This is a genomic window from Roseimicrobium sp. ORNL1 (assembly GCF_011044495.1).
In the GTDB taxonomy this organism is placed as follows: domain Bacteria; phylum Verrucomicrobiota; class Verrucomicrobiia; order Verrucomicrobiales; family Verrucomicrobiaceae; genus Roseimicrobium.
The window spans coordinates 1,536,417-1,560,127 of sequence record NZ_CP049143.1 but is presented as its reverse complement, the minus strand read 5'-3'; the positions used below and the strand labels follow the sequence as shown (position 1 = coordinate 1,560,127).

21 protein-coding genes are annotated in these 23,711 nt (G+C 59.7%); 19 read left to right on the top strand and 2 right to left on the bottom strand.

The window, feature by feature from the left end; genetic code table 11:
• Positions 1–21: 21 nt before the first annotated feature.
• The 5 genes from G5S37_RS06160 to G5S37_RS06140 all read left to right on the top strand — a co-directional run bounded on the left by G5S37_RS06160 (position 22) and on the right by G5S37_RS06140 (position 5,971).
• Positions 22–1,443, top strand: coding sequence for an SGNH/GDSL hydrolase family protein (locus tag G5S37_RS06160; protein ID WP_165201834.1), 1,422 nt, complete (start codon positions 22–24; stop codon positions 1,441–1,443).
• Positions 1,444–1,890: 447 nt separating this feature from the next.
• Entirely contained in the window at positions 1,891–2,379 is a 489-nt protein-coding gene (locus G5S37_RS06155) for an anthrone oxygenase family protein (RefSeq protein WP_165201832.1), read from the top strand.
• Between the two features lie 194 nt (positions 2,380–2,573).
• A complete protein-coding gene (locus G5S37_RS06150; protein ID WP_165201830.1) occupies positions 2,574–4,385 on the top strand; it encodes a hypothetical protein in 1,812 nt (603 codons plus the stop codon).
• A 90-nt stretch (positions 4,386–4,475) separates the two neighbouring features.
• Complete coding sequence (locus tag G5S37_RS06145) at positions 4,476–4,961, top strand: hypothetical protein (protein WP_165201828.1); 486 nt, start codon at positions 4,476–4,478, stop codon at positions 4,959–4,961.
• Positions 4,962–5,113: 152 nt separating this feature from the next.
• Positions 5,114–5,971, top strand: a complete 858-nt coding sequence (locus G5S37_RS06140) for a hypothetical protein (RefSeq protein WP_165201826.1) — start codon at positions 5,114–5,116, stop codon at positions 5,969–5,971.
• A gap of 506 nt (positions 5,972–6,477) precedes the next feature.
• Here the strand turns inward: G5S37_RS06140 and moeB are convergent.
• The gene (gene moeB / locus G5S37_RS06135; protein WP_240914811.1) at positions 6,478–7,644 is read right to left on the bottom strand and encodes a molybdopterin-synthase adenylyltransferase MoeB; all 1,167 of its coding nucleotides are present in this window, start codon (positions 7,642–7,644) and stop codon (positions 6,478–6,480) included.
• A gap of 151 nt (positions 7,645–7,795) precedes the next feature.
• Here moeB and G5S37_RS06130 point away from each other — a divergent pair, with 151 nt between their 5' ends.
• The 9 genes from G5S37_RS06130 (at position 7,796) to G5S37_RS06085 (ending at position 16,946) form a co-directional block, all read left to right on the top strand.
• Entirely contained in the window at positions 7,796–10,030 is a 2,235-nt protein-coding gene (locus G5S37_RS06130; protein ID WP_206026539.1) for a hypothetical protein, read from the top strand.
• A gap of 94 nt (positions 10,031–10,124) precedes the next feature.
• Positions 10,125–10,424: a hypothetical protein gene (locus G5S37_RS06125; protein WP_240914810.1), complete on the top strand. Its 300-nt coding sequence runs from the start codon at positions 10,125–10,127 to the stop codon at positions 10,422–10,424.
• A gap of 85 nt (positions 10,425–10,509) precedes the next feature.
• Positions 10,510–11,310 (top strand): TatD family hydrolase, encoded by an 801-nt coding sequence (locus G5S37_RS06120; RefSeq protein WP_165201820.1) that lies wholly within the window; start codon positions 10,510–10,512, stop codon positions 11,308–11,310.
• 11 nt (positions 11,311–11,321) lie between these two features.
• Positions 11,322–11,819, top strand: coding sequence for a hypothetical protein (locus G5S37_RS06115; RefSeq protein ID WP_165201818.1), 498 nt, complete (start codon positions 11,322–11,324; stop codon positions 11,817–11,819).
• A complete protein-coding gene (locus G5S37_RS06110) occupies positions 11,816–12,229 on the top strand; it encodes a hypothetical protein (protein WP_165201816.1) in 414 nt (137 codons plus the stop codon). Before G5S37_RS06115 ends, G5S37_RS06110 begins: the two co-directional genes overlap by 4 nt.
• 43 nt (positions 12,230–12,272) lie before the next feature.
• The gene (gene lpxI, locus G5S37_RS06105) at positions 12,273–13,097 is read left to right on the top strand and encodes a UDP-2,3-diacylglucosamine diphosphatase LpxI (RefSeq protein ID WP_165201814.1); all 825 of its coding nucleotides are present in this window, start codon (positions 12,273–12,275) and stop codon (positions 13,095–13,097) included.
• A 983-nt stretch (positions 13,098–14,080) separates the two neighbouring features.
• Positions 14,081–15,019 carry a Gfo/Idh/MocA family oxidoreductase gene (locus G5S37_RS06095; protein ID WP_165201812.1) on the top strand — a complete coding sequence of 313 codons (939 nt, stop codon included), beginning with the start codon at positions 14,081–14,083 and terminating at the stop codon, positions 15,017–15,019.
• A complete protein-coding gene (gene lpxB, locus G5S37_RS06090; protein WP_165201810.1) occupies positions 15,016–16,167 on the top strand; it encodes a lipid-A-disaccharide synthase in 1,152 nt (383 codons plus the stop codon). The genes G5S37_RS06095 and lpxB overlap by 4 nt, the downstream gene beginning before the upstream one ends.
• Complete coding sequence (locus G5S37_RS06085; protein WP_165201808.1) at positions 16,164–16,946, top strand: hypothetical protein; 783 nt, start codon at positions 16,164–16,166, stop codon at positions 16,944–16,946. Before lpxB ends, G5S37_RS06085 begins: the two co-directional genes overlap by 4 nt.
• A 19-nt stretch (positions 16,947–16,965) precedes the next feature.
• Here the strand turns inward: G5S37_RS06085 and G5S37_RS06080 are convergent, their stop codons facing one another.
• Positions 16,966–17,943 carry a threonine dehydratase gene (locus G5S37_RS06080; RefSeq protein WP_165201806.1) on the bottom strand — a complete coding sequence of 326 codons (978 nt, stop codon included), beginning with the start codon at positions 17,941–17,943 and terminating at the stop codon, positions 16,966–16,968.
• 123 nt (positions 17,944–18,066) lie between these two features.
• Between G5S37_RS06080 and G5S37_RS06075 the strand changes: the two genes are divergently transcribed.
• The 5 genes from G5S37_RS06075 to G5S37_RS06055 all read left to right on the top strand — a co-directional run bounded on the left by G5S37_RS06075 (position 18,067) and on the right by G5S37_RS06055 (position 23,663).
• Positions 18,067–18,996, top strand: a complete 930-nt coding sequence (locus tag G5S37_RS06075; RefSeq protein WP_165201804.1) for an ATP-binding cassette domain-containing protein — start codon at positions 18,067–18,069, stop codon at positions 18,994–18,996.
• 83 nt (positions 18,997–19,079) lie between these two features.
• Positions 19,080–19,838, top strand: a complete 759-nt coding sequence (locus tag G5S37_RS06070; protein ID WP_165201802.1) for an ABC transporter permease — start codon at positions 19,080–19,082, stop codon at positions 19,836–19,838.
• Between the two features lie 71 nt (positions 19,839–19,909).
• Positions 19,910–21,409, top strand: a complete 1,500-nt coding sequence (locus G5S37_RS06065; RefSeq protein WP_165201800.1) for a GldG family protein — start codon at positions 19,910–19,912, stop codon at positions 21,407–21,409.
• On the top strand, positions 21,406–23,202 hold the full coding sequence (locus G5S37_RS06060; RefSeq protein ID WP_165201798.1) for a DUF4340 domain-containing protein: 1,797 nt from the start codon (positions 21,406–21,408) through the stop codon (positions 23,200–23,202). The genes G5S37_RS06065 and G5S37_RS06060 overlap by 4 nt, the downstream gene beginning before the upstream one ends.
• 89 nt (positions 23,203–23,291) lie before the next feature.
• Positions 23,292–23,663 carry a hypothetical protein gene (locus G5S37_RS06055; RefSeq protein WP_165201797.1) on the top strand — a complete coding sequence of 124 codons (372 nt, stop codon included), beginning with the start codon at positions 23,292–23,294 and terminating at the stop codon, positions 23,661–23,663.
• The last annotated feature ends 48 nt before the right edge of the window (positions 23,664–23,711 follow it).

Below are 23,711 nucleotides of genomic sequence, written 5' to 3'. Positions count from 1 at the left end.
GGAGTTCTGGTAGAAGGGGCGATGCCTACATCACGCTTCGCCTTAATCTGCGTTGCCAGTTTTGCATTCTCGCTCCTGGCTGGCAACACTGCTCCAGCCGCTGAAACTATCGACACCGGCGATGCCTCCCAGCGTGGCAAGAACATCCAGCGCACCATGCGACTCCTCGCGGAGAGCACGCCGCAGAAGAAGAACACGGTTCGCATCCTCTTCTATGGCCAGAGCATCACGGCGCAGAAGTGGACGAAGCTGGTGGTCGAGGACCTGAAGAAGCGTTTCCCGAATGCGAACATCATCTCGGAGAACCGCGCGCTCAGCGGGTACGCCTCACAACTACTCTCACGCACCGCGGAGACAGACCTCTATCCCTTCCAGCCTGACCTGGTGATCTTCCACGTGTTCGGAGCACATGACAAATATGAGGACATCATCCGCCATGTCCGCGAGCGCACCACGGCGGAGATCCTGCAGCAGAACGATCATCTCGGCGCGAAGGACAAGCTTATCGAGGAGATGGATCCCGACAAGAACCGGATCAATGGAGGGAACTGGAATGGGTTCATGAACTTCAACTGGCTGCCGCAGATCTCGCGTAACTACCAAACGGAGTTCTGTGACCAGCGCACCATCTGGAAGAACCACCTCACGCAGCACAAGCTGGAGCCTCAGGCACTGCTGACGGACGCAGTGCATCTCAATGAAAAGGGTGAAGCCGTGATGGCCGCCGCTGTGATTTCCTATCTGCGCCATGATCCGAAGCTTGGCCCCTCACCCGCGGAGGCGTGGACGAAGGATTACGTCGTGGGCAAGGATGTGTCCTGGAAGGACGGCAAGCTCGGGCTCGATTTCGAAGGCAGCGTGGTGGAGCTCATCGTGGCAGCAGGCGCCAATGCAACGCCGGTACAGGTGAGCATTGATGGGAAGAAACCTTCCGAGCTGAAGCAGCTCTACGGCTTCACCCGGGCCGTGGCCAAGCCCGGTGGTCACTGGCCGGTCATCATGCCGCTGCACGCGGAGAAGTTGCCTCTCATCGAGGACTGGACCATGGAAGTGAAGAAGGAAGGCGCGGATGACAAGCTCTTCTCCTTCACGCTTTCCGGTTCGAAGACGGGAGCGGATGGTGAAGGCCGCAGCGATCAGAAGTTTGTTTCAAAGTCAGGCCGCATCGTGATCGAGCCGGAGGATTGGGGTGTGGCCTTTCCTATGGGAATGGCGGGCCTGAAGCCCGTGCCGGAGAAGTTCACCGTGAAGTGGAGCGTCGTCCCATGGTTCATGGATACGTTTCAGGCGCCGATGGTGGTGGAGCCGTCTGTGGAGACGCGTGTCCTCCTATTGCAAGGACTGGCGAATGAGAAGCACACGCTGGAGCTGACGGGTGGCGGGGAGTCGCGCATTCTGGCGATTCGGGTGGGCAAGCCGCCATTGAAGGGAAAAGAAGGCTGACTACAAGAGAGCTCCGGAGACCGCTGCACCACGTACTCCGAGCGCATTTTCGCAGTTCTACACCGAAGGTGTTGTACATGCCCAGCCCAGCGGTCAGCCTGCGAAGCAGGCGCCACCCTGGGTGATGTACGATAGCAGGGAACGCTGAAAGCGTTCAACAAACCAGCCCTTCGCCGAGGATTCGTGACGAAGTCGATGCGGCATTTTTGTTGAACGCTTTCAGCGTTCCAAATGCTTGATGCTCCACCCAAGGTGGCGCTCGCTTCGCGAGCTGACCTTGGGCTAGACAATGTACAACGCCTGCGGCGTAGGGCTTCCCGGGTATGCATCTGCCCAGATCAAGCTCTGGATTTGCAGCACCCAATCCCATTCCACCGCTCACATTAAAGTGAGTCGCTTCGCACGAGACACTCCCCTGCCCCGCCACTATCATGGCCACACATCGCCATGAGCAGTCTCCTCTACACCACCACTTTCATTGCGGCATTGGGCAGCGGGCTTGTCGCAGGCATCTTCTTTGCGTTTTCCACGTTTATCATGAAGGCGCTGGGGAAGCTGCCGCCGGAGAAGGGCATTGCGGCGATGCAGTCCATCAATGTGGTGATCATCAATCCGTGGTTCATCCCGCTCTTCATCGGCACGGCATTGCTGTGTGTTTTCATGACGGTGCTCGCGTTCGTGCAACGCCCGCCCTCGGCCATGACCTGGCTGCTCGCGGGCAGTGTGTTGTATTTCGTGGGCAGCTTTGTCTTCACCATGATCTTCAATGTCCCGCGCAACAATGCACTCGATGCCGTCGACGCTGCGAGCGCGGAGGGGGCGAAGCTTTGGGCGGATTACCTCGTCACCTGGACCTTCTGGAATCACGTGCGCACGGTGGCTTCGTCGGGAGCCATGGCGTCATTCATTGCGGCGTTGAACAAACTTTCTTGCTAAGACCCCGGCACGCAGGAGCAGCGGCTCGCACTTCACTTGGACCATCTCCAAAAGGGAGAGGCATTGAATTTCACCAAACAATGCAGGCGAAATCGTAACGTTCTTCGGCTATACCCGAATACAAACTTAGGTTCGCCTCAGTTTCCTCTTCGAGCCCAAAAACGGAATCAAGTCCAATCCCCCCCTTACGACCCATGCCTGAAACCCCAGAAACCACTGAGTCGAGGAACAGAGCCATTGAACTGAACAAGAATCGCAAGTTCGCGCCAGCCATCATCCCTCCCACAGGCCCCCAGAACTCGCTCGACACCCTTCTTGGCGCGGGATCCCAAATCAAACACTCCGAATCCGGTGCTGTGGGCGCCATCCTGGTGCTTCCGGGAGACAATCTCCCCGTGGGTGGGGCGATCAAGATCGAGAACAACGCCACGGTGAAAGTCGCCGAGAAGTGCGGCCAGGTCATGGACGAGTTCTTCAAGAACGCCCAGGGACCGCAGCCCTTCGTGGCGCCACGCGTGACGGTGTACGACTCCGGCTCCCTCCAGGGAGATCCAAATCTGGTAGGCCAGATCAACACCACGCTGGGCAACCTCTCCCAGACGCCTGAAGGTCAGCGCACAGGCTTCGAGGATACGCAAAAGGCCTTCAACAGCATCGCCAGCGGAGGCAGTGACAGCGGGATCATGGTCATGGAGTTCGCGGAAGGCCAGCAGGCCAACCGTCTGCCGACCAAGGACAAGCTGGCGCTCCTCAGGAGTGAGGAGTTCCCCCAGACACTCGGGCGCGCCATGGCTCCTTCCATCGCTTTGGGTCTCTCAGACCACTTGGGCGTGCAAGAGTCCGTGGGATACAAGGCGAATGTCTCCAACCTCATGTACTCGCCTGAGTCAGGCAAGCTGTCGGTCATCGACTACAGCAGCGACGTTACGGATCCCACGCCTGACAACCCCATCCCGCGAGTTGGCGAGGCCAATGCTGCCCGCAGCCTGGAGAAAATGAGGACCTACCTGGAGGAGGTCACGAAGAGCCCCGAAGCGTTCGACAAGGCGCTTGAGGACATGATCAACACCAGCCAAAAGGACAAGGCCAAACTGATCAAAGAGTGCCCCTTCAAGGCGACCATGAACACGGTGGTCGAGCCAGGATTTGACTCGTTCATGTCCAAGCAGGAGAAGGATGCCCTGGCACAACTGGGTCCGGAAGAGAGGAAGCAGTTTGCGGCAAACCTTCTCATGGGAGCCATTGATGGCCTCGAGTACATGCAGCAGAACCAGCAGGCCCTGCAACAGGCGGTGACCAGCACCCATGAGGTGGATCAGAACGGCCAGGTCGTGGAGCATTTCTACACCCAGCAGGAGATGACCGAGATGAGCACGGAGCTGAACAAGCTGAATGCCGGTCAGCTCAGGCAGAACATGGCCCAGTGCATGGATGCCAGAAACCAGTCCCTCAAAAACGCCTCCAAGGAAGTCACCGCTCTCACTGAGAAGATTCAGGAGAAATCGGAGCGCGTGAGGGAATTGGAGAACAAAATTGACCATCTTCGGAACAATCCCAGCAGAGGAGACCGTCTGAAGTCCTTCTTCAGCACGAGGGGCAACGACCCGCTGGCCAAGGTAAACAATGAGCGGGTGAAGCTCCTCGACGAACTCCGGGATCTGCGTGCCCAAAAGATTGCGGCACAGGACAAGGTCGACTTGGGGAACTTCAACGAGAGAATGAAGACCGAGTCGATGCTGCCCCAGCTTCCCCAAGTGCCGGGACAGATCGTCGGCCAGCAGGCGCCTCAGGTCCAGGGACCCGGCGACCAGCAACACGTCCATGTGCGGGACATGTTAGGTGTCCGCCCCCGAGGCACCGAGCGTGGAGAACTTCAAATGGGCGCCAAGAGAACCTCGAAGGTCGAGGACTCGGACGACCACTCATTGAGAAAGGAACACCCGGAGCTCGTGCATTCCAAGGACAAGTCCGAAAACCAGGGCCGCGGAATACGCACCGGCAAGTAGCCCTTACCACTGCGGCGCTGTACTGGGCTCGGCTGAAGCTCAGTACAGCGCCACATGAGCGAGTGGAGCAGACTCTGTGATCCCAACGCCATGACTCCCGCATTGAAGATGCCTTCCCGCCTGCTGCGGCTTGGCATTGCCGTCATCTTGCTGCTGGCTTGCAGTTGCGGGTTCTTCACCGCGTCCGCACATCAAGAAGTGCAGTTTGTCCTCAGAAAGGTGGACATACAAGATCTGACATTGCGAGAGGCGCTGGACTACCTCCGCAATGCGTCGCGAAAACTGTGGTATGACGACACCCCCATCAACGTGGTGCTGGACACCTCACGCCTGACTCCTGCCCAGCTGACTTCGAAAATCACGCTCCAGGGCGAGGACATGACCTTCCGCGAGATTTTTCATGCCATCAGCAAGGGTCTGGGCATTGGCTACCGCATGGATGACTACGCCTGCTTCATCTCCTCCCGCGCTTACGCAGGTCTCCCCCAGCCACCTTCGGGCAGGGCAGCCCTTGTGCAGGACCGTGCGGTGAAAGCATATGTGCTGATCATTGGGAAGCCGAAGGCGGATTTTTGAGATGCGACACATGGGCATGGCAATGGTCTCCTCGGATCAATCATTGATGTCTCCGGCCACTGGTTCTTGTCACCAAAGGACAGCATTGTTTATCGCGGAGTTGAACATACTCCTTTCAGACCGTGTCTGATGCGTCGTTACTCCATTACTTGATGAAAAGTAAAACCTTCTCTCTGTGGCTTCTTGCAGCACTCATGCTTTCGTCCTGTGGTGAAAGCAAGGCACCGTCGGCTTCAGGAGACTCTTCGACTTCTTCCGGTGAAACGTCACTCGTTGCAAAGGCCAGGGAACTCACCCGGGGAGCACTGGCCAGCGTGGAAAAGCTCGACTGGGATGGGTTCAAGAACAAGCTCACTGAAGTAGACCTCTCCAACGCGAAGAAGGCACTCGAGGGTGTCGACCTCGCCGCGGCAAAAACTCGCTACGACGAGCTCGCGCTGGCACTCAGCAAAAAAGACTACGCACAGGCCGAATTCTACGCCAAGAAATTGGATGAACTACTGGCCTCTGATTTAGTCAGCAAGTCCATCGAATTCCTCAAGGTGGAGTCTGAAAAAGGCAGTGACGCCGCCATCCAAGCGGTAAAAGCATACATCGACACTCCCGGCTTGAGACAAAGCAGCAAGGAGTTTGGGGAAAAGATGCTGGGGTACTTCCAGTCCGTTGAGGTAAATCGAGATGATGTGGAGGGGGTACTTTTTTGGGCAACCTTCTACATCGTTCGCTCTCATGTCCCCATCAATGATTCGCACTTACAAGACGCTGTAGCAATGCTCGCGGCGAGCGCAATTCCTCGCGGATTTCACGCTTATGACCTCCATACCAAGGAAGGAGTGGAACTGTCTGACGCCATCTTGCGTTCCTTGGGGAGCAACAAGGACGATGCAGGCAAGATCTGGAATGAGATCGTCAAGGCTGGTAGAAAGGGTGTCGACAATATCAAGAAGGAGCTGACAGAGAAATCCGCTCATTTTCGGGGCCCGGATGAGCGTTCCCCTGCGTCCAAGTAGGCAGCATGATTCAGACTATATGGCGCCCGCATCATCGACAATGCATGGCCACTTACAGTGCCCAGGGCATTTCGGCGTCGCCTTCGTACTGGCGTCCATTATCTGTACCTTGCTCTCCAGTTGCACCTCCCCCGGTGCGTTTCGCAACGTCCCGCGCAGTCAACCGCATGCGCTTTTGATTGCACAAGAGTACGGCAAGGAAGGAATGTGGTCCGACTGGGAGACGCTGGTACGTTCCATCAACGGCCAACCCGTTGCCCACGCTTCGGTGTGCAACTTCTTCCGCATTCCACCAGGTGCCACGGTGATACAGCCTGAACTTGAGGACAGGCCGAAACCGTACGCCCCCCTCCCATTCAATGCGGTGGCTGGCCACAAATACCTTCTCTGTCCCTACGCCAAGGCCATGGGCATGCACCTTGTTGAAGAAGCTCCGGACGGTCAGCGAAAGATCATCGCTCTCTGGACAGAGCGTGGGTGGCAAGAAGGGTTTCTGGGGCGGCCTCTCAATACAACGCCACGCTCGGATCAATCTCCTTCGACCACGCGTTGATCCCGCCAGTCACGTTCCACACATCGTCGAAGCCAGCCTCACGCAGCAGGCCCACGGCCTTCGCGCTGCGGCCTCCGGACTTGCAGTGCACCACCAGCTTTTTGTCCCGGGGAATCTCTTCGAGTCGCTCACCAAGCTGACCCAGAGGAATGTGCTCCGCGCCTTCGATGATGGCGATGTCGCGCTCAAACGCCTCGCGCACATCCAGCAGGGTGAAGGGTGCGCCGCTCTCGCGGAGTTCCTGGAGTTCCTGCACGGTCATGGCGGGGATGGCGTCTTTCGTTTCGGTGCTCATGGATTTGGGGGAAGGCAGTCCGCAGAAGCCCTCGTAGTCGATGGGCTCGATGATGCTGGGATGATCGCCGCACACGGGGCACTCGGGATCGCGGCGCAGGTTGAAGGTGCGGAACTTCATGCTCAGCGTATCCACATGCAAAAGGCGGCCCACCAGTGGCTGGCCGATGCCCGTGATGAGCTTGATGGCTTCCGTCGCCTGCATGGTGCCGATAAGTCCGGGCAGCACACCGAGCACACCGCCTTCTGCACACGATGGCACCAGCCCCGGAGGCGGCGGTTGCGGCGCCATGCAGCGATAGCATGGCCCTTCGAGATGCGACGCGAACACAGAGCACTGCCCCTCAAAGCGCAGGATGCTGCCGTAGATATTCGGCTTCTTCAGGAACACACACACGTCATTGCTCAGGTAACGCGTGGGGAAGTTATCCGTGCCATCGATCACCACGTCATACTTCGCCACGAGGTCCATGGCATTCTCACTGGTGAAGCGCAGCGGGTGCAACTCCACCTGCACATTGGGATTGATGTCATGGAGCCGCTTCTGCGCCGACTCCAGCTTCGTGCGCCCCACATCAGACGTGCCATGCAGGAGCTGGCGCTGCAGATTCGACTCCTCCACCACATCCGCATCGATGATGCCGATGGTACCCACGCCCGCCGCGGCAAGGTACATGGTGACTGGAGATCCCAATCCACCCGCGCCAATGCACAACACCCGGGCTGCCTTCAGCTTTTCCTGCGCCTCCACCCCAAACTCGGGCATGGAAAGGTGGCGGGCATAGCGGCGAAGTTCAGCGGGAGTGAGATGGGAGGACGAGGGCACGGCGGGATGAAGAAGCAGGAAAGATACGAGTGAGTGTCTACCTTGGACCGGGGCATCGCGCAAGCGGAGTGCCAGATGCTGCAGGTCGGACGGTGGGCCGCGGCGGCGTAGCGAATTGTTCTTCACTGGACGCTGCACGCACGCTCTCTTTATGTTTGCCCTTATGCAGCTTCCCATTCCCCCCACTCGTCTGCAATACCTCCGGCAGGGCCGTGGCATGTCCACGGGAGGTGTCCTTGCCATCGTGGCCTGCGCCATACTCGTCGCCTGTGCCGGAGGCGCTGCCGTGTACTGGTGGACGAAGAGTCAGTACCCGGCCTTCGACAACTCCACCTCCCCAGCCACTTCTACACAACCTGGCGGCAAGGGGATTAAAATCGGCAAGGAGGCCTTCACCAATGACTCCGTGCGCGCCATCCTCACGCCGTGGCTGGAGCAGACCTGGCAGGTGCAGGGCCTTTCAGCACCGGTCCCTGACGTAATTCCAAGCAAAGAATGGAAGACCTTCGCCAAGGCAGCCGTCGCTGCGGAACTCAATGCACCGGACGCCCCCTCCTCCCGAGAGCTGGAAAGCCTCGCCGTGGATCTGGTCCCGGTGGCGGATAAACATCCCGTCGCCGCAGCGGTGGTTGGTCATGTCCTGACAGATCACGAAGGCAAGTACACGCTGCTGCAGAAGGCCTGGGAGTCACTGTCGAAGCAGCCCGGCTCGGAGCATCTCGCCTGGATGGTGGCATGCGATCTCGCGCTCACCGAGCATCCCGAGGGCAGCTCGATCGAATCCACGGTCAAGCACGTGAAGGAGTCGCTGAGTGCCCTTTTGGAAAAAGACGCCGGCCTGAGCAAGCACCACGATCAGATCGCCGCGTGGATCCTGCTCGAGGGCCATCGCAGGGATGTGTACTCGGAACTTCACGAGGATCTGCTGCCCATCATGGAGGCCTCCAATGACATGAAGCGCTGGCTCAAGCTGTGGGCACGCGGACTGCACCGCATCCATCTCGCCTGGGAGGCACGGGGCGGCGGCTATTCGGATACCGTGACAGACCGCAACAGGAAAGTCTTCCGCGCCGAGCTCGAGAAGGCCCAGGATCACCTCATCGCAGCCTGGAGGCTCAAGCCCCAGCACGCCGGTCCTGCCGCTTCCATGGTGTACGCCGGACTGGGACAAAACCGGGACGCTGCACCCGGCGTCATGCGTCGCTGGTTCGAAGAAGCCGTCAGCGTGCATGCGGATCATGAAGAGACCTACCGCAACGTCCTCTGGGGTCTCCGCCCACGCTGGTACGGCAGTCACCAGAAGATGCAGGCCTTCGGCAGGGATTGCCTGGGCACGGCCCGCTTTGATACGGATGCCCCGTGGTTCTACCTGATAGCGCACGCCGATTGCGCTTCTGAATGGGACCTGCCTGACTACTACTTCCGTGAGTTCAAGGATTTCGCCTCGATGCGGAAGCTGTTCGAGGGCTATGAGAGTGAACCCTCACGCGCCGCCTGGCGCTCCCAGGATCGCACAATCGCCGCTGTGTTCAGCGCCAAATGCGGGGAGTATGCCGATGCGCAATCGTGGCTGCAGAAGCTCGACTTCAAACCCAACTCCAAGCTGATGGAGAAGTGGGGCGTGGAGAAGGAAGAGTTCGTCGGCCGGGTCGCCGCCTATGCGTCCGCCAAGGGCTCCGTGCTGCGTGACGCGGAAAAGGCCGAGGAGGGTTTCCAGGCCTCCCGCGCGCATGAACTCTACCGCAAGGCACTCCAGGATGGACCGGCACTCTCTGCCAACGGGAAGTTGTTCCTAGAACACCGCATCGCCGTGACCGCCAGTGAAATGGATTTGAGTGCAGGGAAAACTCTCAACTTCATCCCCAATGCGGAGATGTTGGGCTGGATCAAGGTGGGCCGCGAAGGCTGGCAGGTCACTCCTGAAAAAGCCTTGGAACACGGCGGCGTGGTTGGCCACAGCATTTTGACAAGCCTGGCGCGCGTAGGCGCCAATGTGGAAGTGACAGGCGAGTTCGAAGTGCAGGACCCGGGTGAAATGACGGAGGTGGCAGTGACATTCGGATATCCACCTCCCTCGAGGAAGGGACGCTGGGGTGCCGTGCGTTTCGTGTTCACTGACAAAGGCGGCGCCCACGCCGTGCTCTCCACGGGCTTGGGCGCTCCTGTGCACTCCACCCTGCTGGACGCCGCTGCGAAGCACACCTTCACCCTCACCATGAGACCTGGGTTCCTGGACCTCACGGTGAACGGCAAGCCAGTCTGGAGTGACCTTGTACAGGTCGATGGTGCGGTGAATGAAAGATTCGCCCAACTCGGTCTGGCGGCGGCTTCCACCACGGGGAAAACACGCATCCGCCTGACAAAGCTCGAAGTCCGCAAGAAGTAGGACCGACTGGACAAGGCAGCCCGCTCATCCACCTCCACTCGCGCTCGCGCTGCAGCTCCTGCTCAGCAGAGGGCTCCCTCTTGACGCGCAGCCCATGACCCCTGACCATTCCCATATGACGAATTGGACACCTCCCCAGTCCACGAACCTCGTGGACCTGGGCTTCATGGACTCACGCAGCAAGCTCATCGACCTTGCCGCCTTCCTCGATCGCGTGCAGCGCTCAGGGCAGGATGGTGACTTTCGGGTGCAGGCGCTGAAGCACGCCATCACCCTGCTGCAGAAGAACGAGCCCCAGCGCGCCAGGGAGGTGCTCCTGAGCTTCAGTGACCCCAGCGAAGAGCCCATTGCGAAGGCCACGACCCAGGGGGCGATCGGGGCGTACAAAGGTTAGAAGTTACTGGTTAGGAGTTAAGGGTTGCAGCCTCAATTCGCCCACCTAACTCATAACACTTAACGCATCACTCCTCACTTCCTCCATGCCCTACATCGAACCCCACGGCCACATGGTCAGCCGCACGACGGATGACTACGAGAAGCTCGCACTCGCGGGCTGTGTGGCCATTTGTGAACCCGCCTTCTGGGCCGGCTTTGACCGCTCGGGGCCGCAGGGCTTCTACGATTACTTCCGCCAGATCACGGAATACGAGCCGAAGCGTGCGGCGAAGTTTGGCCTGAAGCACTTCACCTGGCTCTGCATCAATCCCAAGGAAGCGGAGGACACCGTGCTGGCAGATGAAGTGATGGCGCTCATCCCGCAGTTCATCAACAAGTCGACGGTGCTGGGCATTGGCGAGATCGGGTTGAACAAGAACTCGCGCAATGAATTGATCGTACTGGAGAAGCATATCCAAATCGCGGCGGATCATGACCAGCTCATCCTCGTGCACACGCCGCACCTGGAAGACAAGCTCAAGGGCACGCGCCTCATTCTGGATGCGCTGAAGAACCACTCCAAGATCAAGCCCGAGCGCGTCATCATCGACCACGTGGAGGAGCACACCATCGACCTCGTGCTCGATGCGGGCTTCTGGGCGGGCATCACCCTCTATCCCGAGAGCAAGTGCACCCCGCACCGTGCGATCGACATGCTGGAGGCTCGCAGAGGCGAACAGATCTGGATGAACTCCGCCTGCGACTGGGGTGTGAGCGATCCCCTCGCTGCGCCGAAGACCATGCTGGAGATGCGCAAGCGTGGCTGGAACGAGGAGATGATCCAGAAGGTGGCCTTCGACAATCCCGTGGCCTTCATGAGCCAGACAGAGAAGTTCAAGCTGTAGGCCATTCCACCATGCGTCGTCTTCTCCTCATCGCCCTGTGTTGGAGCGCTGCCTTTGTGCTCCCAGCGGAGGTTCCTTTACCGGCCTTTGCCATCTACCATACGGTGGACGCCGCTACTCCGAACGCGCAGGAGTTTTCCTTCAAGAGTGTCGATGGGAAAGAAGATATTACCGGCTGGTTTGTTACCCCTCCACTGGTGATGCCGGGGGATGTGTATGACATCCATGCTACAACAGTCGAGTATGGCTCCGCTCCCTGCCCAGGCCTGAGTGTGCGGCTCACCAATTCAGGCAATAATGCCCTGAAAAAAATGACCTCCAAAGAGGAAGGGGCGCACTGCCTCATCGTCGTAGGTGGAAAACCCGTGCACCAAATCGACGGTGGCGAATTGAAGAAGATAGGAACTCTTCGTCTCAGGCTTCTCATCACTCTTCCGCTAAATTCCGGTGAGCTGAATGAAACCTTGGTAAAGCGGGTGAATGCAGCAATGAAGGCACACCGGAAATGACGGATGAGGATGCATTGGCACAATTCAGCTTGCCTGCGGACATCGCGGACCGGGATGCCATTCGAGCGGCTTTCACGGCGGAATTGACGCGGCTGGATATGGATCACGAATTGATCCTATGCCTTGCGGTACAACTCTTCTCCATTGGCGAGGTCGCCGACTCGCTCCTTATCTGGCAGGCGAAACGCCGCAATATGGACCTTGGTTGGAGCATCGACGTGCAATTGCTCTGCGGTGCCGGAGTGGAAGCTACCAGGACCTATCTGTCTTCTTCCGCTGAGGAAGCGGCACCACGAGCTTTCGAACACCTTGAAGCGTGCATCGCTGAGGGTGACTTCGAGGAATGGTCCGTAGGAGGCTGGATCGCATCTTACCAGAGCTACTATGGTCTGGATGAAACCTCATCGTGACACATGGTTGACGAGTGCCCCATGACCATGGACCAATGACCCCGTGTCCCTGTCATCCATCGCCCTCATCGCCGGAAACGGCGTCTACCCCGAAACCTTCGTCAGCGCCGCCCGCAAGGCCGGTGTGAAGAAGCTCGTGGCAGCGGGATTCATCGATGAGACCCGCCCCGACCTCGAGCGGCAGGTGGATGCCATGGCGTGGTTCCGCGTGGGGCAGCTCAGCAAGATGATCAAGTTCTTCCACAAGGAAGGCATCAAGCACGCCGTGATGGTGGGCCAGATCGCCCCGAAGAATCTCTTCGACCTGCGCCCCGACCTGCGCACGCTCATGATGCTGGCCAAGCTGAAGAAGCGGAACGCCGAGTCCCTCTTCGGTGCCATTGGTGATGAACTGAAGAAGGAGGAGATCGAACTGCTGCCGGCCACCACGTTCCTGGAGGACTTCATGCCCGGCCCAGGGCTGGTGGCAGGTCCCGACCCCAAGCAGCGCCGCTGGGAGGATGCGCAATATGGTTTCGAAATCGCCAAGGCCTCCAGCAAACTGGACATCGGCCAGACCGTGGTGGTGAAAAAAGGCACCGTGCTCGCGGTGGAGGCCTTTGAAGGCACGAATGAATGCATCAAGCGCGGTGGCGCTCTCGGCAAAGGCGGCTGCACCATGGTGAAGGTGAGCAAGCCCAATCAGGACATGCGTTTCGACGTGCCAGTGATCGGCCCGGACACCATCAGCAATGCCGCCGCTGCCGGCGTGGACGTCATCGCCGTGGAGGCTGACAAGACCCTCATCCTGGACCAGCCCGAAGTCTTCCGCCGCTGTGCGGAGCTCAAAGTGAGCCTGCTGGGCATGGGGGAGAAGAAGGGGGAGTAACCCCAGTCCGCTCCTATCAAACGTCCGCATACCCTTCCGGCGAACTACTCCACGGCCTGCCATAGCTCGCTTTGCGTCTTGGAGTGCGGCGGCAAGCGCTAAGGCGCGACACCGCTTTGAACGGAGCGATTGAACCGGAACTGGTCTTGCCACGATTTAGAAGCCCACTAGATTTCCCTCATGGATGGCAAAAACTCCACACCATGGCCACATGCTCCCCCACATCGCTTGCTCGAAGATGGGACCTACTTTGTCACCGCGTCCACTTATAACAAGCAGCACCATTTTCAGGGCAGGCAACGTCTCGCCATGCTCCACGACTCACTCTTGCAGCACTGCCAAGATCATGGTTGGCGACTTCAGGCATGGGCCGTGTTTTCGAACCACTACCACTTCGTAGCACACTGCGCACACTCAGACTTTGCGTCACGACTGCCGGGTCTCGTGGGACTCTTGCACGAGCAAACCTGCAAGTACGTCAATCAGGACGACAACACCATTGGACGCAAAGTCTGGCACAATCACTGGGACACGTTCTTGAGCCACGAGCGGTCCTACTTCGCGCGGCTCAGCTATGTGCATCAGAATCCCGTCAAACACGGCCTGGTAAAGGTAGCGTCTGAGTATCCGTGGTGTTCTGCTTCGTGGTTCGAGCGGACTGCTCCGCCAACTCAAGTGAAAGCGATTTACCGCTTTCAAAACCGGGCGGGTGAAGGTCAAGGATGACTTCGAGCCATCCATCGACTGGTAAAGCCGTTCGTGGTGTAGTCATTCAGAGGTTCCAGTAATGCCGGTCTGCCGTTTATAGTTGATGGGCTCCGGCAAAAGCGGTGTCGCGCCTTAGCGCTTGCCACCGCACTCCAAGACGCAAAGCGCGATGGCACATGCTGGAGCTGAGTTGATCACAGGTCTTTTGGGCCGAGGGCGCCGAGGCAATAATTTGCACTTGCCTCCCCCTCCCCTGTTGGCAAGGTGCGCGCTCCATGAGTGAACGGATTAAGGTCGGTGTTGCCGGTGTCGGCGCGATGGGAAAAAATCATGCCCGGGTGCTGGCTTCTTTGGAAGGAGCGGAACTCACGGCCATTTATGACCTGGACCAGGCGCGAGCCCAGGAATTAGCTTCCCAGTACAATGCCAAGGCGGTGTCCACACTGGAGGAACTCACCGCGCTGACTGATGCCGTGGCTGTCGCCGTGCCGACCATTGCACATCGTCCCGTGGCAGGTCACCTTCTGGAACAGGGCCGCCACGTGCTCGTGGAAAAGCCGCTGAGTGACAGCCTCAAGGAAGCACAGGAACTCGTGGCCCTGGCCGATGCGAAGAAGCTCGTGCTCCAGGTGGGCCACATCGAGCGATTCAATCCCGTGATGCGCCAGCTTGAGGAACGCATCAAGCTTCCGCGCTTCATCGAGTCCACACGTCTCTCCCCGTTCCCGAACCGCAGTATGGATGTCGGCGTCGTGCTGGACATCATGATCCACGATCTGGAAATCATCCTGCACCTCGTGCGTTCGCCGGTGGTGAGTGTGGATACCGTGGGCATGCCCGTGCTGACCAAGCGCGAAGACATCGCCAATGCGCGCATCCGTTTCGAGAATGGCTGTGTGGCCAACGTGACCGCCAGCCGCGTGAGTGACAAGAAGATGCGCAAGATCCAGGTCTTCCACATGGAGGGCTACATCTCGCTCGATTACCAGGAGCAGTCCGGACACATTTACCGCCGCGAGGGCATGAGCATCGCGCGCGAAGAGGTGCAGGTGGAAAAGGATGAGCCGCTCAAGCTGGAACTCGCCGCCTTCCTCGATGCTGTGCGCGAAGGCTCCCAGCCGAAAGTGACCGGCCAACAAGGGACGGATGCCCTGCATCTTGCGATTCGTATTACGGAGGACATTGCCAAGGCCACGGCAGCGCTCCGCCCATGAAGAAGATTTTCATCCTCGCTGGTGAAGTCAGCGGTGACACGCACGGAGCGGGGCTCATGCGTGCGCTTCAGGAGCTGCACGGCGGCATCGAGTTCTCCGGGTTCTGCGGCCCGCAGATGAAGAACTGCGGCGGCGCAAAGATGCTGGACTGGGTGGAACAGGCCGGCGTACTCGGCCTGTGGGAGGTGCTGAAGATGTATGGCTGGTTCAAGCAGAAGATGGCCGAGGCCCTCGCGCTCGTGGCTGAAGAGAAGCCGGACGCAGTCATCCTCATCGACTATCCCGGCTTCAATCTCCGCTTCGCCAAGGCGCTGCGTGAGGCGGGCTTCGACCGTCCCATCATCTACTACATCAGTCCACAGGTCTGGGCCTGGAAGAAAGGTCGCGTGAAGACCATGGCGAAGCTGCTGGATCTGATGATCTGCATCTTCCCATTTGAGAAGGACCTCTATGAAAAGAGCGGTCTGCGCACCGTCTTCTCCGGCCATCCCATGGTGGACCGCACGAAGTCACTGAGTCGCGGCTGGAATCGTGAGGCGAATCTCGTGGGCTTCTTCCCCGGCAGTCGCGTGAATGAAGTGAAGCGTCACTTCCCCGTGATGCTCCAGTCGGTGAAGCTCATCCGTGCCGCGGTACCTGACGTGAAGTTTGCCGTGAGCGCGGCGAACCAGAGTCTGGCGAACATGATGCGCGGCATGGCGGAGTCGGCAGGATTGCCGGAAGCCATCCGCTGGATCGAAGTAGGCACCGCGAATGACCTCATGCAGCGCGTGCAGGTGGGCGCAGTAGCCAGCGGCACCGCCACACTGGAGGCGGCCTGTTTTGGCCTGCCCTACGTGCTGGTGTACAAGGTGAACGCCATCACCTATGCCGTGGGCAAGTCCGTGGTGAAGATCAAGCACCTCGGCATTGTGAACGTGCTCGCAGGTGAGACCGTCGTGCAGGAACTCGTACAGCACGACTTCACCGCCGAGAGCGTGACCAAGTCGCTCGTGACCCTGCTCAAGGATGATGCCGCACGCAACGCACTCACGAAGCGACTCGCGGAAGTGGTGGCGACCCTTGGTGAAGGTGGAGCCTACCGCCGCGCCGCGGAAGCCGTGCTCACCCAGATGCACATGGAGGAAGTGGCGAACAAGGCATCATGAGCGACAGCAATCCCCCTTCACCCGAAGCGACGGAACAACCGGTCAAGGCTGGCTGCGTCGTGAAGGCATTCATCATCGCCCTACCCCTCGGCCTGGCCTTCATGGTCCCGCTGTCATTGTGGATCTATTACCAGAAAAAATACGCACCGCAGGAGGCTGCCTCACATCTCGCGCCCATGCTGCAGCGTGAGCTCAATGCCGTAGACATGGACCGCTATGTGCAGGGCTTCGTGCAGGGCATCGGTGACCGCAGTCTGGCGAATCCAGACGGCCTGAATGCAGCCGGCAATTATGTGGAGTCCACCATGGGCTTCGCGAACATGGGTTACAACATCCAGCGGCAGGAGTTCGAAGCCGGAGGCCAGACGGTTGCCAATCTCCTCGCCGAGCTTCCTGGGAAGAAAGCGAAGAAAGACACCGTCCTCGTGCTGGCGGACTACGATGCCGCAGACGCGAGTGGCATTGCCTCGATGATGTCCGTGGCGCACGCCATGGTGGGCACCAATCACAATCGCACGATCCACTTCGCCGCCGTCGCTCAGGGTGACGCTGCCGAAGCAAAAGCGAATGGCATGGAAGTCCTGGCACAAAAGTTTGCGGAGACCGGAATCACAGTCGCGAAGGTGGTGCTCTTCCGTCCACCGTTGAAATCGACTCCGGCTGCTTGGCAGGATGCGGAGTTCATTCCTCTGGCCGTGGAACTGAAAGACCTCACTCCGACTGCTCTGGACATGCTGCAGCGGCTGAAGAAGGCGGTGGAAAATGCGGCGGATAAGTAAGCGTCGCCGCCTTTCCTCTTCACTCCCTCCCCACGTACCGCAAAATCTCCGGCAACTTCGCCAAGTCCAAATTCCCACCGGAGAGCACTGCGGCCACTTTCTTTCCGGCGAGCTTCTCCCGCTGCTGAAGCGCCGCAGCCACGGTCGCCGCGCCGGCGCCTTCCGCGAGACTATGTGTGTGCTCCAGAATGCGCGCCGCGGCGATGCGAAGCTCCTCTTCACTCACGAGGATGACATCATCCATGAGTGCACGCATGATGGTGAGAGTCATCTCCGCCGGCACGCGCGTGGCCAAGCCTTCGGCCCAGGTGTTCACGGACTCATTCGTCTTCACCGTGCCGGTGCGCCATGACTCGGCGACCGCAGAGGCATTCACCGCCTGCACGCCAATCACCTTCGTTCGCGGATTCCGATGCTTCGCGACAATACACGCGCCGCACACTCCACTCCCCAGTCCAATGGGCACGAGCAGCACATCAGGATCCGGCAGCTTCTCAAAGATCTCCCAGGTGAAGGTCCCCACGCCCGCGATCAGCTTCGGCTCATTCGCAGAGTGCACATAGCGATAGCCTCGCTCCTTCTGCAAGACGGTGGCGAACTCGCGTGCTTCATCGAAGTCCTTCCCGTGCTCAATCATCTCCGCGCCGAGCTGCTGGATGGCGCGGTTCTTGTCCGGATTGTTTCCGCGAGGCACCACGATGGTGCATTTCACGCCGAAATGCTGCGCGGCGAAGGCAAGGGACTGCCCATGATTCCCGGTCGATACCCCCAGGATGCCTGCAGCACGCTCGTCCTCGCTCAGCGTACCCACGAGATTGATCCCGCCGCGCACCTTGAAAGCGCCGACCGGCTGGTGATTTTCATGCTTGAGGTGGAACTCACACCCCAGCAGTGCGGACAGGCCCGGCCAGTTCCGCAGCAGCGTGGGTTGCAGCACCGCGTGGATACGCGGCAGGGCATCGAGCACATCGGCATAGGTGACGGGAAGCGGTGCCATGCGAGCGGGGTAAAACTTTCAGATGCGAGTAAACCCCGTCTCGTCAACCAGAAACGCCTTTTGACCGGGACTGCATCCAGCCTTGTCATCCCCCGCTGGCTGCGCTTTGATTCCCCTCCCCACATGATCGAAGTCGAAAACCTGACCAAAACCTATGTCGGCCGCACTGCGGTGGACGGGCTTACCTTTTCCGTGAAGCCGGGTGAAGTGGTGGGGTTCCTGGGGCCCAATGGTGCGGGGAAGAGCACGACCATGCGCATTCTGGCAGGTTTCCTGCCAGCCACCGCGGGAACGGCCAAGGTCAACGGCTACGACGTCTTTCACGAGTCCGTGCAGGCGCGCCAGAGCCTGGGCTACATGCCCGAGAATGCACCGCTGTATCTCGACATGCGGGTGAAGGAATACCTGCAATTTCGCGGCCAGTTGAAAGGCGTGTATGGCAGCACCCTGCGCAAGCGTGTGGGTGAGGTCATGGAAGCCTGCGCGCTCACCGAGGTGCGGCGCAAGATCATCGCCACGCTCAGCAAGGGCTTCCGCCAGCGCGTGGCCCTGGCAGACACCCTGCTGGCCCGTCCTCCCGTGCTCATCCTCGACGAGCCCACGAACGGCCTGGACCCAAATCAGATCCGCCACATCCGCGATCTCCTCCAGACCTACCGCGCCAAGCAGACCATCCTGCTCTCCACCCACATTCTCAGCGAAGTGGAGCTCACCTGCGATCGCGTGCTCCTCCTGCACCGCGGCAAACTGCGCGCGGATGACACTCCGAAGAACCTCGTACGCCGCCTGCGTGTGGCGCGCGATGTGCATGTGGAGATTCAGGCAGACGGCACGGTGGAAGAGTCCCTCGCCGCCGTCACCGGCATTCGCAAGATCACCGAAGAAAAGGCGGACGGCACCTGGCGGCGCTTCACCCTGCGCGTGGAGGCCCGGGGAGACATCCGCGAGGCACTCTGCGATCTGGCGTTGAAGAAGCAGTGGCCCATCCGTGAGCTGCATCTTGAGCAGCCCCGCCTGGAGGATGTCTTTGTGGAGATGACCAGCGGCGACTGATTGTCCGGCTCCCCTTCACTGCTTCTGCTTCGTTTCTCCAGAACCTCCTTTTTCACCTCACCACTTTCCCCGATTCCTTACCCGTGCGCCTGCTACTCACCCTGTTCACCAAGGAACTCCGGAGCTTCTTCTACTCACCCATCGCCTACGTGGTGCTGGCGTTGGTGATGATCATCAATGGCCTTTCCTTCCGCGCGGCGATCACCGTGCTGGAGTCGAAGCCGCAGCAGGCCAGCATTGTCACGTGGACCTTCTCCTCGCAGTGGTTCTGGCTCAGCTATTTCTTCGTATTCCCGCTGCTCACCATGCGGCTCTTTGCGGAGGAGCGAAAGCTTGGCACATGGGAAACGCTCTGCACCGCGCCCGTGCGCACGTGGCAGATTGTCCTGGCCAAATACCTCGCGTGCGTGGTGTTCTACTGCCTTCTCTGGGTGCCCAGCCTCGCGAATTTCGCCATCTTCCAGACCATGACAGCTGGCGCCGCAGACGTTCCGCAGGGCGCACTGATTGGCACGTACATCCTGCTGCTGGCCATGGGCCTCTTCAATCTATCCATCGGTTGCCTCGCCTCGTCACTGACGGCGAATCAAATCGTGGCCGCCGTGGTTTCCTTCACCGCGAGCCTCATGCATTTCCTGGTGGGCGCGTTCATCCTCTACTTCCAGCGCGCGGGGCAGAAGGCGTTCGTGGACTTCGTCTACTACATCGCCTCCGTGCAGCACATTGAGACCTTCACCAATGGCCTGCTGGATACGCGGCCGCTGGTGTACTACACCAGCATGTCCCTGCTGTTTTTGGTGATCACGCACCAGGTTCTCGAGTTCCGCCGCTGGCGGGTGTGAGCGAGCAGACTTCCGGCCTTTACATTCCGACCTCTCCTTTCTCCGACCTTTTTCTTCCTCCATTTCCCTTCATGGCATCACCAGAATCCACCCAAGAGCCTGCGCCACCCGCGAGCAAGCCGAAGCCCCTGCGCCGGCTCAGCATCGGGGTGAATGTGATGGTGCAACTCGCCATCTGCCTGGTGCTCTTCGGCCTGGTGAATTACCTCAGCTACCGCCACTACTGGCGGTTCGACCTCACGCCCAGCCAGGACTACACACTGAGCGAGTCTACCATCAAATGGCTCAAGGAGAGCCTGACAAAGCCCGTGGAACTCACGGTCGTCTTCACCCGCGACTCGCCCGTGATGAATGACGTGCGCTCCCTCGTGGAGGAATTCCGCCGTGCCAAGAAGGTCCGCATCAAGGTGGATGAAGTCGATCCCGCCCGCGACGTGGAGCGCGCCGAAGAACTCAAGTTGAAGTACGGCATCTCGCTGAAGGGAAATGGCATCCTCGTTCGCGCGAACAACCGCACCCGCTTCATCACGGAGGAGGAGATTGTCCTCCGCGGCCTGAACCGTAGCAGAGAGAATCCCAGCCTCGACTTCCGTGGAGAAGACGCCGTCATGTCCGCCATTGTTGGCCTCATCGAAGGGAAGACGCGGAAGTTCTACTTCATCGCTGGAAAGGGCGCAGCCAAGGAGGGCGGTAATGAGCTCGCCTGGCGCACCTTGGAAGACATCGGCAGGCAGCAGACTTTCGAGCTGGCGCCCCTGAACCTCTCCGAGGTGGAATCCATACCGCAAGATGCCACCGGCGTCGTCCTCATCGGAGCGCGCTATGACCTCAGCACGCAGGAGATTCAGATTCTGCAGAACTACTGGCAGGAGAAGCGCGCGGCGCTCCTCATCCTGCTGGATCCCAGCGGCTCCACACCGAACCTCACGAAGTTCCTTTCAGAGAAGGGCGTCACTCCCCGCAATGATCGCGTGCTGTATGCGGAGAGCACCCCTGCCGGACCGAAGAAGCAATTCTCCGTGCAGACCCTCTTTCTTCCCGACTCCCCCATCTCACAGCCTTTCACCGAGGTGGCATCCTCACTGAGCGGGCAGACACAGTCTCTCAACCTGAAGCTGGACTCCGACGAGTTGCGCGCCCAGCACATCGAGGTGAAGCCGCTCATGCAGGCGACGGAGAAGTACTGGGGCGAAATGTTCTACACCAAGGATCTCCCCGTGGCCGATGAAGGCGACACGCAGCCCCCGGTGTTTGTAGCCGCCAGTGTGGAGCGCGGCGCCGTGAGTGACGAGCGCCTCCGCGTGGACAGCTCGCGCATGGTGGTCGTGGGAAATTCCTCCATGCTCGACCCCATGACGCGTCTCGGCGTGCATCAGGACTTCATCGCAGGCAGCCTGAATTGGATGATGAATCGCGAGACACTCATCGGCACGGCTCCCAAGCGGAAGCAGATGTTCCGCGTCCAGCTCACGGATGAGCAGCGCCAGCAAATCTTCTGGGTGACCACCGTCATCATGCCGGGCGCCGTGCTTGCCCTGGGACTGCTGGTTTGGAGCCATCGACGCGCATGAAGCTCCGCACCACCATCCTCCTCTTTCTGCTGTTGGCGGGGCTGGCTGCCTTCATCATCTTCTGGGAGCAGAAGCAGCCTGCCACGCCCGAGCGCCAGGCTCTTGAAAAGAGACCCTTCTCCGAAGATCTCCGCACTGTCGACAACATGGAGATCGTGGGAGAGGACCTCTCCCTGCGCCTCACGCGTGGACCCGATGGACTGTGGTACATGAACAAGCCCGTGGAAGACCGGGCGAATCAGGAACTGGTGAAGCAGTTCCTGGACAGCCTTGGCACTGTCACCTTCGTGGAGAAACTGAAGAAGGCCGACCTGCGCAAGGATGACTTCAAGCGTACCGGACTCGGCGAGCCCTCCACGCGCGTGACTCTGCGCCACGGCGAGGAAAAGGTGCTGCAGGGATTCTTCGGAGCAGGGTCCCCGGTGGAAGACACCACCTATGTCAGCCTGGGTGAAAACGCCGAGGAATTCTACCTGGCAAAGTCTGGCGTGAAGCCCCTGCTGGAAAAGCATTCCGACGACTGGCGGGACAACCGGCTCGTGCGCCTGAAGCTGGAGCACGTGGGCCGCTTCACGCTCGCCGCCGGCACGGGCGCGATGGAGTTCAGCCGGGAGCCGGGCCAGCCCTGGCGCCTGGTCAAGCCCATCCAGGCGCGCGCGAGTGACGAGCGCGTGAGCAGCGTGATCCAGGCCCTGCTGAAAATGCAGGTCAAACCGGTCCGCGCGAAGCTGCCAGCTCCCCCCGCCGATCCGGGCCAGGTGCTGCCTGTCATGAAGGTGACCTTCAGCACCGGAGTGAGTTCGCAGCCTCCGGTGGAACTCACCTTCCAGCCCCCCTCCGCCGCAGGCGCAGAAGTGGTGGCAGAGGTCAGCGACCGCAGCGGCACCTTCCTGGCTCCTGCAAAGCTGGCGGACTTCTGGAAGCTGCAGCCCAATCACCTGCGCGACCAACGCCTCGCGCAAATCCCGGCAGACCGCGTGGACACCATCCGTCTCCACGGTCCGGGTTTTCCCGACGTGAAGCTGGCCCGCTCCGGTGAGATCTGGACGCTCAACCGCTTCGGCAATGAAGAGCCGGCCAACCAGGCCCGCATCCAGCGCCTCATCGAGGGCATCAACACGGCCCAGATTCTCGACTTCGTGAGCGACGCCGCGCCGAACCTGGAGCTGTATGGCCTGCATCAGCCCTTCCTCACCCTGGAGTGGACCGTGGACGGGAAAACCAGTGCGCTTCAGTTTGGCCAGGGCACCGACCAGGTTTGTGCGAAGTATGGGGACGAGCCTTCTATCTTCCGGGTGAATCCGCTCATGCTGCCCGCCATCCTGCCACCCGAAATGGTGAAATGGCGCGGCACGCGGGTGATCGATGCCAGCATCTTCGCGATACGCCGCATCATCATCACCGAAGGAGACAAGCCCACCCTCACGCTCCAATACAATCCCGACGAAGGCACCTGGAAGGCAGAGTATGCCGGTGCGGACGTGACCGAGAAACTGGATACAGCCGGCGCGAACACCCTGCTCAAGCAGCTCGCCAGCTTTGAAGTGTCAGACTGGAGCTCTGATCGCACTGCCGCCATTGAAGCCCTGAAGAGCCCCACCCTCACGGTGCAGGTACTCATCTCTCAGCCTGGCCAACCCGATGTGAAGCCCGAGATAAAGACACTTACCTTTGCCCCAAGTTCTCCCGGCATGGCCACGGCGGTGTATCATGGCAGGTTGAACGACGACCCGGACACCTTCCTCATCAGCCGCGATCTTTACCAACAACTCGCGCGTACGCTCGTTAAATAAGATGAAGTGACGTGAGGTGAGGTGAAGCGAAGGAGCCACCCGGACCCTCGCTCTCACGCACCCACCACCAGCAGCAGCCACCCACCTCCATGCGCCATCGTCGTTCGCAGATGCAGTTGTTCGTCATGATCCTGATGATCGTGGTGCTCATCCTCTTCCGCGTGATGATCAATCGCGCAGGGAATGCCGCCATCAATAGGGTGAAGGAAATGGATGAGGAGAAAAAACATCTGCAGGAGGAGGTACAGAGGAAGATTGATGCCCAGAAGATCGATGCTGAGAAAAAAGACCCCCTCATGGAGGAACTGCAGAAACGCATCGACGAGGCGAACGATCCCCTGGAGGAGCTCAAGCCCAAGCTAGCACCACCTTCAGCACCTGATTCTCAGCCTGTTCCGACGCCGACCCCAGCCCCCGCTCCCGCGCCAGTCGACCCGGCAGAAAAACCTCCGTCACAGTGAGTGCCTGAAGTGACCTGCATCATGTAGCCCCCATTCCAGGGACACTAC

Excerpts from the sequence above, each read along its gene's own strand:
- G5S37_RS06150 (WP_165201830.1), top strand. The coding sequence starts at position 2,574 with ATGCCTGAAACCCCAGAAACCACTGAGTCGAGGAACAGAGCCATTGAA.
- G5S37_RS06110 (WP_165201816.1), top strand. The coding sequence starts at position 11,816 with ATGACGGATGAGGATGCATTGGCACAATTCAGCTTGCCTGCGGACATC.
- G5S37_RS06155 (WP_165201832.1), top strand. The coding sequence starts at position 1,891 with ATGAGCAGTCTCCTCTACACCACCACTTTCATTGCGGCATTGGGCAGC.
- G5S37_RS06115 (WP_165201818.1), top strand. The coding sequence starts at position 11,322 with ATGCGTCGTCTTCTCCTCATCGCCCTGTGTTGGAGCGCTGCCTTTGTG.
- G5S37_RS06055 (WP_165201797.1), top strand. The coding sequence starts at position 23,292 with ATGCGCCATCGTCGTTCGCAGATGCAGTTGTTCGTCATGATCCTGATG.
- G5S37_RS06120 (WP_165201820.1), top strand. The coding sequence starts at position 10,510 with ATGCCCTACATCGAACCCCACGGCCACATGGTCAGCCGCACGACGGAT.
- G5S37_RS06130 (WP_206026539.1), top strand. The coding sequence starts at position 7,796 with ATGTTTGCCCTTATGCAGCTTCCCATTCCCCCCACTCGTCTGCAATAC.
- G5S37_RS06095 (WP_165201812.1), top strand. The coding sequence starts at position 14,081 with ATGAGTGAACGGATTAAGGTCGGTGTTGCCGGTGTCGGCGCGATGGGA.
- G5S37_RS06145 (WP_165201828.1), top strand. The coding sequence starts at position 4,476 with ATGACTCCCGCATTGAAGATGCCTTCCCGCCTGCTGCGGCTTGGCATT.
- G5S37_RS06125 (WP_240914810.1), top strand. The coding sequence starts at position 10,125 with ATGACCCCTGACCATTCCCATATGACGAATTGGACACCTCCCCAGTCC.
- lpxB (WP_165201810.1), top strand. The coding sequence starts at position 15,016 with ATGAAGAAGATTTTCATCCTCGCTGGTGAAGTCAGCGGTGACACGCAC.
- G5S37_RS06075 (WP_165201804.1), top strand. The coding sequence starts at position 18,067 with ATGATCGAAGTCGAAAACCTGACCAAAACCTATGTCGGCCGCACTGCG.
- G5S37_RS06160 (WP_165201834.1), top strand. The coding sequence starts at position 22 with ATGCCTACATCACGCTTCGCCTTAATCTGCGTTGCCAGTTTTGCATTC.
- G5S37_RS06085 (WP_165201808.1), top strand. The coding sequence starts at position 16,164 with ATGAGCGACAGCAATCCCCCTTCACCCGAAGCGACGGAACAACCGGTC.
- G5S37_RS06080 (WP_165201806.1), bottom strand. The coding sequence starts at position 17,943 with ATGGCACCGCTTCCCGTCACCTATGCCGATGTGCTCGATGCCCTGCCG.
- G5S37_RS06060 (WP_165201798.1), top strand. The coding sequence starts at position 21,406 with ATGAAGCTCCGCACCACCATCCTCCTCTTTCTGCTGTTGGCGGGGCTG.
- G5S37_RS06140 (WP_165201826.1), top strand. The coding sequence starts at position 5,114 with ATGAAAAGTAAAACCTTCTCTCTGTGGCTTCTTGCAGCACTCATGCTT.
- G5S37_RS06065 (WP_165201800.1), top strand. The coding sequence starts at position 19,910 with ATGGCATCACCAGAATCCACCCAAGAGCCTGCGCCACCCGCGAGCAAG.